This window comes from Variovorax sp. 278MFTsu5.1, from assembly GCF_048305045.1.
Classification (GTDB): Bacteria; Pseudomonadota; Gammaproteobacteria; order Burkholderiales; family Burkholderiaceae_C; genus Variovorax; species Variovorax guangxiensis.
Genome location: NZ_CP157622.1, coordinates 5,746,816 through 5,758,596 on the forward strand (window position 1 = coordinate 5,746,816; position 11,781 = coordinate 5,758,596).

At 67.2% G+C, this 11,781-nt stretch carries 15 protein-coding genes; 3 read left to right on the forward strand and 12 right to left on the reverse strand.

The features are described from left to right. Positions 1–51 precede the first annotated feature (51 nt). Positions 52–1,860 carry a hybrid sensor histidine kinase/response regulator gene (locus tag ABL844_RS26700; protein ID WP_418129583.1) on the reverse strand — a complete coding sequence of 603 codons (1,809 nt, stop codon included), beginning with the start codon at positions 1,858–1,860 and terminating at the stop codon, positions 52–54. Next, positions 1,857–2,588, reverse strand: coding sequence for a response regulator transcription factor (locus ABL844_RS26705; protein WP_126025548.1), 732 nt, complete (start codon positions 2,586–2,588; stop codon positions 1,857–1,859). Before ABL844_RS26705 ends, ABL844_RS26700 begins: the two co-directional genes overlap by 4 nt. 185 nt (positions 2,589–2,773) lie before the next feature. On the opposite strand from ABL844_RS26705, the gene ABL844_RS26710 reads away from it, so the two are divergent. Both ABL844_RS26710 and rpoH read left to right on the forward strand, forming a co-directional pair. Then, positions 2,774–3,238 (forward strand): DUF962 domain-containing protein, encoded by a 465-nt coding sequence (locus ABL844_RS26710; protein WP_126025549.1) that lies wholly within the window; start codon positions 2,774–2,776, stop codon positions 3,236–3,238. 98 nt (positions 3,239–3,336) lie between these two features. After that, positions 3,337–4,278: an RNA polymerase sigma factor RpoH gene (gene rpoH / locus ABL844_RS26715; protein WP_126025550.1), complete on the forward strand. Its 942-nt coding sequence runs from the start codon at positions 3,337–3,339 to the stop codon at positions 4,276–4,278. A 49-nt stretch (positions 4,279–4,327) separates the two neighbouring features. Here the strand turns inward: rpoH and ABL844_RS26720 are convergent, their stop codons facing one another. From ABL844_RS26720 to ABL844_RS26745, 6 genes are read right to left on the reverse strand one after another with little or no spacing between them, the layout of a single operon-like run. Further along, complete coding sequence (locus tag ABL844_RS26720; protein WP_126025551.1) at positions 4,328–5,155, reverse strand: DNA alkylation repair protein; 828 nt, start codon at positions 5,153–5,155, stop codon at positions 4,328–4,330. A 16-nt stretch (positions 5,156–5,171) separates the two neighbouring features. Further along, complete coding sequence (locus ABL844_RS26725; protein WP_126025552.1) at positions 5,172–5,789, reverse strand: SCO family protein; 618 nt, start codon at positions 5,787–5,789, stop codon at positions 5,172–5,174. Between the two features lie 13 nt (positions 5,790–5,802). Next, the gene (gene cyoE / locus ABL844_RS26730; RefSeq protein WP_126025553.1) at positions 5,803–6,708 is read right to left on the reverse strand and encodes a heme o synthase; all 906 of its coding nucleotides are present in this window, start codon (positions 6,706–6,708) and stop codon (positions 5,803–5,805) included. Next, positions 6,705–7,931, reverse strand: coding sequence for a COX15/CtaA family protein (locus ABL844_RS26735; RefSeq protein WP_418129584.1), 1,227 nt, complete (start codon positions 7,929–7,931; stop codon positions 6,705–6,707). The genes cyoE and ABL844_RS26735 overlap by 4 nt, the downstream gene beginning before the upstream one ends. An 18-nt stretch (positions 7,932–7,949) precedes the next feature. Further along, positions 7,950–8,630 (reverse strand): SCO family protein, encoded by a 681-nt coding sequence (locus ABL844_RS26740; RefSeq protein WP_418129585.1) that lies wholly within the window; start codon positions 8,628–8,630, stop codon positions 7,950–7,952. Next, positions 8,617–9,480, reverse strand: a complete 864-nt coding sequence (locus tag ABL844_RS26745) for an SURF1 family protein (RefSeq protein ID WP_418129586.1) — start codon at positions 9,478–9,480, stop codon at positions 8,617–8,619. The genes ABL844_RS26740 and ABL844_RS26745 overlap by 14 nt, the downstream gene beginning before the upstream one ends. 27 nt (positions 9,481–9,507) lie before the next feature. Between ABL844_RS26745 and ABL844_RS26750 the strand changes: the two genes are divergently transcribed. Beyond that, positions 9,508–9,738 (forward strand): twin transmembrane helix small protein, encoded by a 231-nt coding sequence (locus ABL844_RS26750; protein ID WP_093206674.1) that lies wholly within the window; start codon positions 9,508–9,510, stop codon positions 9,736–9,738. 77 nt (positions 9,739–9,815) lie between these two features. On the opposite strand, the gene ABL844_RS26755 is transcribed toward ABL844_RS26750, so the two are convergent. The 4 genes from ABL844_RS26755 to ABL844_RS26770 form a co-directional block, all read right to left on the reverse strand. Then, the gene (locus tag ABL844_RS26755; RefSeq protein ID WP_126025557.1) at positions 9,816–10,697 is read right to left on the reverse strand and encodes a cytochrome c oxidase subunit 3; all 882 of its coding nucleotides are present in this window, start codon (positions 10,695–10,697) and stop codon (positions 9,816–9,818) included. 72 nt (positions 10,698–10,769) lie between these two features. After that, complete coding sequence (locus tag ABL844_RS26760; RefSeq protein ID WP_418129587.1) at positions 10,770–10,988, reverse strand: DUF2970 domain-containing protein; 219 nt, start codon at positions 10,986–10,988, stop codon at positions 10,770–10,772. Then, complete coding sequence (locus tag ABL844_RS26765; protein WP_019656110.1) at positions 10,985–11,611, reverse strand: cytochrome c oxidase assembly protein; 627 nt, start codon at positions 11,609–11,611, stop codon at positions 10,985–10,987. The genes ABL844_RS26760 and ABL844_RS26765 overlap by 4 nt, the downstream gene beginning before the upstream one ends. Positions 11,612–11,650: 39 nt before the next feature. Further along, entirely contained in the window at positions 11,651–11,764 is a 114-nt protein-coding gene (locus ABL844_RS26770; protein WP_019656111.1) for a cytochrome oxidase small assembly protein, read from the reverse strand. Positions 11,765–11,781 lie beyond the last annotated feature (17 nt).

The window sequence follows — 11,781 nt, forward strand, 5'->3', positions numbered from 1 at the left end:
ACTAATACAAATGAATTCAAATGCAGGCTGACCCGTTGCAGCCGGCTGGTGCTATCTGGCAACGGCAATCTCGGCCATGGCCTGCAGCAGCAGGTCGGCCACCACCGGCTTGAAAAGCACCGGCACTTGCGACTCGCGCACGCGCTGCAGCCGGTCGGGCGAGGTTTCGCCGGTGATGAGCAGCAGCGGAGTCGCCGCGCCATCGGCCTGGCTCAGCCGCAAGCCCGCATCGAGCCCGTCCGCGCCATCGGCCAGACGGTAGTCGCACAGCAGCAGATCGAAGGGTCTGCCCTCGCGCGTCGCCTGGCGCAAGGCTGCCGCGGCGCCGGCTTCGTCCGACACGGCGTAGGCGTCGATGGCGTGGGAGCGCAGCAGGCCGGTCATGGCCTCGCGGATTTCCAGTTCGTCGTCGAGCAGCAGCACGCGGCCGGGCAACGCCAGCGTCGACACCTTGCGCTCCCCGGCGGAGGCGACCTCGTTCATGGAAGCGGGCGCCAGCCCGGCCTGCGCCCGCTCGGGCGCACTCGCGACGGGCACCACCACGCGGAAATGCGTGCCGCGCCCCGGCCGCGAATGCATCTGCACCGGGTGGCCCAGCAGCCGCGACAGCCGCTGCACGATCGACAGCCCGATGCCCAGCCCCCGCGAGCGGTCGCGGCCCGGATTGTTGATCTGATAGAACTCTTCGAAGATCCGCCCCGACTGCTCGGGCGGGATGCCGATGCCAGTGTCGCGCACCTCGATCCATACCGCCTCGCCGCGCTCGCGAGCGGTGACGGTCACGCCGCCGCGCGTCGTGTACTTGAGCGCGTTGTCCATCAGGTTCGACAGCATGCGGTGCAGCAGCTGCGGGTCGCTGTGCACCCACAGGCCGCTGGCGCGCACGCGCAGCTGAAGCTCCTTCTGTTCGGCGCGCGCCGCGAAGGTGTGGTTCAGCGGCAGGAACAGCGCGTCGAGCTGCACCGGCTGCGGCGCGGGCGTGATCACGCCGGCGTCCAGGCGTGACACATCGAGCATGGTGTCGAGCGAGGCGCCCAGCGCGTTCACGGCGCGCATCAAGCGCTCGGCGTTGCGGCCTTCGGGGCGGTCGCGCAGTTCGTTCTCCAGCGCGGCGCCGAACAGCGCGATGGCGTGCAGCGGCTGACGCAGGTCGTGGCTGGCGGTGCCGAGGAAGCGGGTCTTCTCTTCGCTCGCGCGCTCGGTGGCGGCGATCTGCTCGCCGAGCCGGGCGGCCAGCGCCTCGTTCTCGAATCGCAGCATCAGCGATTCGGTCAGCAGCTTATGCTGGCCGATGCCCGCGTACAGCGTGAGCAGCAGGTAGGCCGCGCCGGCCGCCGCCAGGAACAGGTGCAGCCCGTCTCCCTGCCAGGCCAGCGCGGTGATCATGCCCAGCGACATCGGCATGGTGTAGCCGAAGAGCGCCGGCTTCAGCGGCCACAGCGACTGCGCCGCCCGCGCGCAGCTGCCGACGATCACCGCCATCAGCAGCGAGGTCATCGGCAGGTTGTTGTGCGGCACGATGAGCCAGGGCACCACCGCCGTGACCATGCTCACCAGCGTGACCACCCGCGAGATCTTGCGTGCCCAGTAGGCGCTCTCGCGCACCGGACGCGAGGGGGTCCAGCGCGGCGTGAAGAAGACGTAGATGTCGGCCATCAACAGGCCGGCGAGCCAGAACAGCAGGCTCGGGTCCTTCAGCTGCGAATAGATGATGCTGCCGAACACGACCACGAAGGCCATGTGCGTGAGCGTCGAGATGCCGTAAGTGCTGTAGACAGAGGCGACGTGCTCGCGCAGCACCCGCTGGCCGAGCGCGTGGTCGGCGGTCGGGGCGTTCGGCGCGGCGGGCTGCACGCTCAATGCAGGGTGCTGATCAGCTGGGCACGCGAGCGCATGCCGAAGAGCAGCAGGATGGTCGAGACATGGTTCTTCACCGTGCCTTCGCTCAGGTTCGCGAGCTGGGCGATTTCCTTGTTGGCCTTGCCTTCGAGCACCCACTGCAGCACCTGCATCTGCCGGGGCGTGAGTTCCTGCCAGGCGCTGGCGTGGGCGAACTCGGCATATCCGCTGAGTGCCTTGCCGGGCATGGCCGGGGCCGCCGGTTGCTGCTGCTGTTGCGTGGCGTCGGGGCCGCCGTCGAGCAGGCCGCAGGCGCGGATGAAGCTCACGACCTCCTTGAGATCGGCCGACTTCGGCAGGAAGGCGGCGGCGCCCAGCGCGAGCACGCCTTGCGCCAGGGTGCTGTTGCCGGTGCCCGAGAGCACGACGATCCGCGCCTCGGGAAAGCGCATCCGGAACTCGGCCAGGCCGCTCAGGCCGTGGGTGTCGGGCAGAGCCAGGTCGAGCAGCACAAGGCCGATGGAAGCCCGGTGGGCTTCGTAGAGCCTGAGCGCATCGGCGACGTTGCTGGCCTCGAAGACCTCGATGCGCGCGTCGGAGGGACCGGCCTGGGCCTGCACCAGGGCGCAGACACCCAGGCGCAGCAGATCGTGATCGTCCACGACGAGGATCGCCCGGGGCGTGCGGGTGGCCGTACCGGTCTCCGCGGCCGGCGACTGGGATGCGGGTGGAGAGTCGAAGGGAGGCACATGCCGATCTTAGCGATGTAACCTTCTTGTGACAGTGTAGAAAGTCACGGCAACAACCGTGGCTGTAGTACCTTATGCTACTTATTTGATAGCATTTTCACATGGCGGCCGCCCTTGCCATCGGGCTTCTCTGTGGGCACCATCGAAAGTCTCGCCGCATCGCACGGCGCCCACGGAGACTTTCCATGACGCACACCGCTGCCGCCCCCCTCGAGTCGAGTGATCGCAAGGTCGACCGGCTGCTCGCCCACTACGAGGAGAGCCACCGCAATCCGACAAACGAGCTGATCCACTTCGCGGCCATCCCGGCCATCATGCTGAGCATTGTGGGACTGCTGTTCGCGATCCACCCCTGGGTGGCCTACGCCTTCGTGGCGGCCAGCCTCGTCTACTACGTCCTGCTGCGGTCCCCCGCTTTCCTGGTGGCCATGCTCGTGCTGACCGCCCTGGCCCTGGTGCTGGTGCATGCGATGGGGGGACTTGTATTGCCGGTTTCCGCCGCTATCTTTGTAGTGGCCTGGGTCTTCCAGTTCGTGGGCCACAAGATCGAAGGCAAGAAGCCCTCGTTCTTCGAAGACATCCAATATCTCTGGGTCGGTCCCCTTTTCGTCTTGTCCAAGCTCTTCCTAAGATTGGGCATCCGCTGGTAGCCATAGGCTATTCCGGCGATAGAAATTCAAGGGAACCCTTGGATTAGCACTCCCTCTAACCGAGTGCTAATATGGCCAACACAAAGGAGTTCCCCCTGATGACAACGCTGTCTGGAGTCTCTGCCAACCAGCTGGCCGTCGCCAACCCGTGGTCGATGGTTCCCCCGCTGGGCAACCTGGACGCCTATATTTCGGCCGCCAACCGCCTGCCCATGCTCACGCTCGAAGAAGAGCAAGGCTACGCACGCAAGCTGCGCGACCACAACGATCTCGAAGCCGCCGGCGCGCTCGTGCTGTCGCACCTGCGCCTCGTGGTCTCCATTTCCCGCCAGTACCTGGGCTACGGGCTGCCGCACGGCGACCTGATCCAGGAAGGCAACGTCGGTCTCATGAAGGCCGTGAAGCGCTTCGACCCCGACCAGGGCGTGCGGCTCGTGAGCTACGCCATGCACTGGATCAAGGCCGAGATTCACGAGTACATCCTGAAGAACTGGCGCATGGTCAAGGTCGCGACGACCAAGGCCCAGCGCAAGCTGTTCTTCAACCTGCGTTCGATGAAGCAGGGCTTCAAGGCCGACTCTGCCGCTGCCGACAACGGCACGCATCGCGAAACGCTGAGCTCCGACGAGGTTTCGCAGATGGCTACCCGCCTGAACGTGAAGCCCGAGGAAGTGCTCGAGATGGAAACCCGCCTCTCCGGCGGCGACGTGATGCTTGATCCGGGCCCGACGGACGACGGCGACGAAGCCTTCGGCCCGATCGCCTACCTGGCCGACGCCTCGCAGGAACCGACTGCCCTGCTCGAATCGCAGCAGCGCGACCGCCTCTCGAGCGACGGCATCGCGACTGCGCTCGAAGCGCTGGACGACCGCAGCCGCCGCATCGTCGAAGAGCGCTGGCTCAAGGTCAACGACGACGGTTCGGGTGGCATGACGCTGCACGATCTGGCTGCCGTGTACGGCGTGAGCGCCGAGCGCATCCGCCAGATCGAAGTGGCGGCAATGAAGAAGATGAAGAAGGCCCTCGCGGACTACGCGTAAGTACCTTCCCCCTTCCACAAAGACAAAGCCCGGCAGTGCCGGGCTTTTTTCATTGTCTGGACAGCGTTCGCAGCGCCCGCTTCGCGATGTAGCGGGTCTCGGCTGCATCCGACTCCGCCAGCCAACGCGCGCAGAGCTTGTCGACCCACTCGGGCTGGCTCTTGCTCGCGTCGTTGAGCCAGTTCGCCACCGAGTTCTGCACATAGCGGCTGGTGTCGGCGCGCAGCGGTTCGATCAGCGGCAGCGCGCGCCAGGGCTCGGCCTTGAGCACCTCGATCTGCGCGCACCACACGCCGCGCGGCCGCGTGAGTTCGCTGGCGAAGCGACGGATGTTGGGGTCGGCGTCGCGCACCCAGGGCTGCAGCAGCACGAGCGCCTCGTCGAGCGATGCATTCACAGCGTCGCGCACCGCCATCCACGCGATCTCGCGCACGCCGAAATGCGGGTCGGCGGCGAAGCGGCGCACCGACTCCAGTTGCGCCGCCAGCGGCAGGCCCGAGAGCGTGACCCACTGCGCAGCCCAGCAACGGGCCACGTCGCTGGCGTGCGTGGCCAGCCGGTGCGCGACGGCATCGCGCTCGTCGTGCAGCGCGGCCAGGTCGTAGAGCGCACGCGCGATGTGCCCGTGCCGCTGCATCGGCTTGAAGGCGCCCAGCATCGCGATCGTGTCGGCCAGCCGCTCGCTCTGCGCGTCCAGCCCGATGTGCCCCGCCACGCTGCGCGCCAGCCGGGGCAGTTCCAGTGCGAGGAATTCGTTGAGATTGACGGTTTCGATCAACCCGTCGTTGAGGGCATCGAGCACCTCGGGCGGGATCAGCGCGATGCGGAACGCGCCCTTGCGCCCCTTCAGGTGCCCGAGGGGATCGATGGCGGACATCGGGTGGCGGCCCCTTTCAGGAAGCCAGCAGGGTTTTCAGGTCGGACACCATCGGCGCCACGCCCGCGCCGTAGCGCGCATAGAGCCGCAGCCGGCCCTGCGTGTCATAGACGTAGCTGGCGGCCGAGTGGTCCATCGAGTAGCTGGTCGGCGTCTTGCCGTCGACCTTCTTGTAGTAGACCTTGTAGTCCTTCGCGACCGCAGCCAGCTGGTCGGCCGTGGGAATCAGCGCGACGAAGCTCGGGTCGAACGCGCCCATGTAGGCCTTGAGCACCTCCGCGGTGTCGCGAGCCGGGTCGACCGTGATGAACAGCACCTGCAGCTTGTCGCCGTCCTTGCCGAGCTGCTGCTTGACCTGGGCCATCTCGGTCATGGTGGTCGGGCAGACGTCCGGGCACTGCGCGTAGCCGAAGAACAGCACGACCACCTTGCCCTTGAAGTCGGCGAGCGTGCGGACCTTGCCGTCGGCGTCCTTCAGCGAGAAGTCCTTGGCGTAGTCGGCGCCGGTGATGTCGACGGCATTGAAGCTCTGCCTGGTCTCGCTGCACGCCGAGAGACCCAGGCCGAGCGCGGCGCTGACGCCCACCCAGCCGGCGCCGGCAGCCATCAGTCGAAGAGCGTTGCGCTTGTTCATTGAAACTTGATGCTCACTGGATGTAGTGATCCACCAGCAGCGCCAGGAACAGCACGCTCAGGTGGATCAGCGAGAAGCGGAAGGTCTTGCGCGCCAGCGCGTCGGAGTAGTTGCGCCACAGCGCGAAGGCATAGCCGGTGAAGCCGATGCTCACCGCGATCGCCACCGCCAGGTACAGCCAGCCGCTCATGCCGTGGATGAACGGCATCAGGCAGGCCGCGAAAAGGATGAAGGTGTAGAGCAGCACCTGCAGCCGCGTGAACTCGTTGCCGTGCGTCACGGGCAGCATCGGAAGGCCGGCCTTGCGGTAGTCCTCCACGCGGTAGAGCGCCAGCGCCCAGAAGTGCGGCGGCGTCCACAGGAAGATGATGAGAAAGAGAATCCAAGCGCCCGGATCGAGGCTGCCCGTCATCGCGGCCCAGCCCAGCACAGGCGGCATAGCACCCGAGGCGCCGCCGATCACGATGTTCTGCGGCGTGAGCGGCTTGAGGATCACGGTGTAGATCACCGCATAGCCAACGAAGGTGGCGAAGGTCAGCCACATGGTCAGCGGGTTGACCATGAACCACAGCAGCGCCGAACCCGCCGCGCACAGAAGCGCCGAGAACACCAGCGCCTGCCGGTCGCTGAGCTCGCCGCGCGCCGTCGGGCGCCAGGCCGTGCGCTTCATCTTCGCGTCGATGCCCTTCTCGACCAGGCAGTTGAAGGCCGCGGCCGCGCCGGCCACCAGCCAGATGCCGATGCAGGCGACCACCGCGCGCTTCACCTCGGCCCACGAAGGCAGCCCCGGAACGGCCAGCACCATGCCGATCAGCGCGCAGAACACGATCAGCTGCACCACGCGCGGCTTGGTCAGCGCGTAGTACTGGCGCAGCACGTTGGCGCTGGCGGTTTGCTGAACGGAAATCGGGGTGCTCACGCGGCGGCCTTCCTTTGACTGTTGTTGTTGCGACCGGCCGTATTTTCACTGGCATGGGCGATCTGCGCCGCCGGAGCGCGCCGGCTCTCGCACAGCGCCCAGGTGAGCACCACGGCGAGCGCCGCGGCGCCGCCGGTATGGAGTACCGCAGCGGCCAGCGGCCAGCCGAGCAGCACGTTGCCCAGGCCGGTGGCCAGCTGCAGCAGCGCGAGGCCCGCGAGCCACCGCGCCTGCGGGCGCAGCGCGCCGATGCGGCGCATGCGCCAGGCCAGCACGCCGAGCGCGACGAACACCGCGTAGGCCATCAGCCGGTGCGCGTAGTGGATGGCGGTGAGGGCGGAAAAATCGAGCGGCTGGCCGTCACCGGTCACGCCCAGGTGGCGCCAGATCTCGAAGCCCTGCGCGAAATTCATGGTCGGCCACCAGCTGTCCTGGCAGGTCGGGAACTGCGTGCAGGCCAGCACCGCGTAGTTGGTGCTGACCCAGCCGCCCAGCGCGATCTGCAGCACGAGCAGCACGGTGGTCGCGATGAGGCCGTTGCGCAGCGCGGGCGACACGGGAGTGGGCAGCCGGTCGGCGGCCGCCTGCCGGTAGTGCACGGCCTGGATGCACAGCAGCGCCAGCAGCACCACGGCGCCGAGCAGGTGCAGCGTGACGATCGCGGGAAACAGCTTCCACGTCACCGTGAGCGCGCCGAAGGCTCCCTGCAGGCACACCCAGACCAGCGTGAAGGCCGGCCACCAGGCGCTCAGCGTGGCGTGGTGCCCGCTTCCGTCCGTCGAGGAAGGCGGTGCGAGGCGCTGCCGGCGGCGCACGATCCAGGTGGCCGCGGCGAGCGTGAGGATCAGCACCCCCACCCCAGTGGCCAGGTAGCGGTGGACCATCTCGACCCACGCCTTGCTGTGCGTGACCGGGCCGGTCGGCTGCGCCGACTGCGCCATCGCGATCTCGTGGCGTGCGCCGTGCGGACTGGCGTTGCCGTAGCAACCCGGCCAGTCGGGGCAGCCCAGGCCCGAATCGGTGAGCCGCGTGAAGGCGCCGAACAGCGTCAAGTCGAAGGTGAGGAAGAGCGTGAGCACCGTCAGCGCATGCAGCCGCCGCGCTGGTCCACTGCCTGCATTGCGGCGCCACACCCACACCAGCGGCCCGAGCGCGATCAGCACGCCGACCGCCATGAGCCAGGCGATGGGCGTCAGGTCGTAGAGCGAGCTCGTGGTGTCCATGCGGCGTCCGTCGTGCCGTCAGCGGCCGGGTTCGTCCCACGACGCCGAGGCGCGCAGCAGGCGGTCGAGGTCGCGCTTGGCGCGGCTCGCGCCGGCGACGTCCATGCGGGCGGGAAAGCGCATCATCCAGTTGCCCATGGGATCGACCACATAAAGGTGTTCGGCCAGCGAGTGGCCTTGCGCGGGCGCTAGCCATTTCGCGAGCTGGTCGGCCGGCACGCGCAGCACGGTCGCGCCGTGCAGGCCGTTGTTCAGGCGCTCGGGCACGGGAGCGGCGTCGCTCACCAGCCAGACGCGGTCCATGCGATCTTTCTCGCGGCCCAGGCTCTCGCGCAGCTGCCGCGCCAGATAGAGCTGCTGCTCGCACAGCGTGTCGCATGCGGCATCGGCCACCGTCACCAGCAGCCACTGGCCCTTGAGCGTGGCAAGGTCGACGGGTGCGCCGCCTCGGTCGGTGGCGACGATCTTCGGCAGCTCGCGCTGCGGGTCGATCAGCTCGCCGTAGACGCTACGCCCCTCGGGCCGGATCACGTAGTACGTGAAATACGAGGCGATGACGGGCGATGCGCACATCAGCATCACCGCGATCATCTTCCAGCGTCCCATGGCCGTGCGCCGGCCCTCCGCGCCGTCGAGCGCCTGGTTGGGCGACGGCATCGAATGCACCGTCAGGCCCAGCGGCTCGTCAGAAGCGGCCATCGCGTGCGCGGCGCCTTGAGCGGCGGATGGGCGTGATGAATTGGAACCAGACATAGAGGATGACGACGAGGGCCGACAGGCCGAACCACTGGAATGCGTAACCGTAGTGCCTCTCGAGGCCCAGTGCCGGCGCCGGCCAGTCGCGCTGCAGGCCCTCGGAAGCCGGGCCGCCCTGCTGCAGCGACACGTCGGTGCGCAGGGGCAGTCTGGTTTCGGCACGGAAGGCCTCAAGGTCGAGATTCTGCCGGATGGGCGAATACCCTTCGGCGACCGGTGCCGCAGCGGTGGTGGACGCCGGGGCCGAGGCCGCCGCGGCAGGCGCGGAGGCTGCGGGCACGGGCGCCGGCGCGGCGGAGCCCAGTTCCAGCAGGTGGCTCGGCGGCGGCTCGATCAGGCCGGTGACTTCGACGATGCCGGCCGGCGTCTCGACCGCGCCCAGCTTCGTTCGGTCGACGAAATTGCGCTGGATCCAGCCACGCTGCACCATCACCGTCTGCTCGGTGCCCTCGAGGGCGAAGGGCGTCAGCACGTAGAAGCCGGGCGTGCCGTACATCTGGCGGTTGTCGAGATACACGGTCTGCGGCGTGAGCCAGAGGCCGCGCAGGCGCACTGCGCGATGCATCGCGTCGGAGGCCTTGCCGAGGGCGAGGAACTCTGCCTGCGTCAGCGGCGGCTTCAGCTTCTCGGCATCGATGCTGGCCTGAAGCGCTTCCTTCTGGGCGGCGCGCGAGAGCTGCCAGCGGCCCAGCGAAATGGTGGCCGACACGGTCAGGGCGGCGGCAATGGTCATCACCCAGAAGCGGCCCCGGCGCAGGCGAGGTTCGTCGGGATACAGGGATACGGGAGTCACTGGAGGGGGCGGGGCGTGCGGCCGATAATGCGGGTCATGAAATACTTCGTCGCCCTGGTGTTCGTGGGCATCTTCGCGAGCCTCGCGTTTGCCCTGTACTTCATGCTGAAGGACGGGCGCAACGGGCGCGCCAAGAGCGGCGGCATGGCGCGCGCGCTCACCGTTCGGATCGGCCTGTCGGTGTTTTTGTTCCTCTGCATGCTGCTCGCCTGGAAGTTCGGATACATCCAGCCAACCGGGCTCCCGCTCGGCAAGTAGATGATGCTCATGCCAGGAGAACCAAGAAAAAGGCGCCTTACGGCGCCTTTTTCTTGTCATGCCGCGAGGTTCTTCGCTCAAAGCCAATAGACCAGCAGATAGAGGCCGAGCCAGACCACGTCCACGAAGTGCCAGTACCAGGCCGCGCCCTCGAAACCGAAGTGACGCTCGGGCGTGAAGTGGCCCTTGCGCAGTCGCAGCGTGATGAACAGCAGCATCAGCATGCCGATGAACACGTGCAGGCCGTGGAAGCCGGTCAGCATGAAGAAGGTCGAGCCGTAGGTGCCGGAGCTGAGCTTGAGGTTCAGTTCGGTGTACAGGTGGTGGTATTCATAACCCTGCACGCCCAGGAAGATCACGCCCAGCAGCACGGTGAGCCACATGAAGCGGATCGTCTGCGCGCGATGGCCGGCGCGCAGCGCGTGGTGGGCGATGGTGAGCGTCACGCCCGAGCTCAGCAGCAGCGCGGTATTGATCGTGGGCAGCCAGAACGGGCCGACGGTCTGGAAGGGCTCGACGATGCCTGCCGGCGAGGCGGTGGCGCCGGCGGCGACGCTGGGCCACACGGCCTTGAAGTCGGGCCACAGCAGCGCGTTGTCCAGGCTGCCGAGCGACGGCAGCGCGTGAGTGCGTGCCCACCACAGCGCGGTGAAGAACGCGCCGAAGAACATCACTTCCGAGAAGATGAACCAGCTCATGCTCCAGCGGAACGAGAGGTCGATCTTGTGGCCGTACTGGCCGCTCTCGCTCTCGCCGATGGCGGCGCGGAACCAGACGAAGAGCGTGCCGAGCCAGATCACCATGCCGGCCAGCAGGGACCATGCGCCCCACTGGTGGCCATTGATCCATTGCGCGGCGCCAAGGATCACGAAGAACAAACCGATCGCGGCCGAGACCGGATAGGCCGAGGGGCCCGGCACGAAATAGTAGGGCGTGGTGCCGTGGGTGGTTGAACTCATATCAGCTCCTGGCTCTCTTTCTTCTCTTCTCGGTTCAATGGATTCTGCTTGCCGTGGAAGGCTTCTTTTCCGTCAGGCCCCGGCCGACGCGACCACATGGCGCACCAGCAGCACGAGGACGACCACGAAGACCACCACCGCCACGAACGCCACCGCGATGATGTGCAGCGGGTTGAGCTTGCGCAGGTCTTCCTGGTAGGCGCTGTTCTTGCGCACCCCGAAGAACGACCAGCCCACCGCCTTCACCGTGTCCCACAGCGAAGCCTTCGGCCGGTTCGACGGATCGGTCACGAGCGCGGCTCATTCGCGGTGCCGGAAACTGCGGCCACCGGGGCCGCGGGCGTCTTGCCGCCCACCTCGAAGAAGGTGTACGACAGCGTGATGGTCTTCACGTCCTTGGAAATCTTCGGGTCGATCACGAACGCGACCGGCCACTGCTTCTTCTCGCCCGGATCGAGCGTGTACTGGTTGAAGCAGAAGCACTCGAGCTTGTTGAAGTACGGCGCGGCCTGCTGCGGCGCGTAGCTCGGGATGGCCTGCGCGGCCATGCGGCGGTTCTGCACGTTCTGGAACTCATACATCACCGTGTTGAGCTCGCCCGGGTGCACCTGGATGGTCCGCTCCGCGGGCTTGAAGTCCCACAGGCCGCCGCGCACGTTGGAATCGAACTCGACCGTGATGGTGCGGCTCTTGTCGACCTGCGTGTTGTCGGGCACGCGCACGTTCTTGCCGCCGCTCGCACCGCCGGGCACCTCGAGCTCGGACAGCGCGAGGATGTTGATGCCGGTCATCTCGCAGATCGCGCGGTACATCGGCACCAGCGCATATCCGAAGGCGAACATGCCGCAGGCCACGACGGCCAGCTTGCCGACCATGCGGACGTTGGCGCGGCGGATGCGAGGACCGAGGCTCATGCGCGTGTGCTCCCGTTCGTTGTCTGCTCGAATGCCCGGTCAGCGGCCGCTGAACCAGACCATGCGGACGATGAAGCCGATGAAGAACACCACGGCGATGGAGGCCAGCGTGAGCCCCATGCGGCGGTTGTTCCTTTTCTGCTCGGGCGTCATCGTGCTGCGTAGGCTGA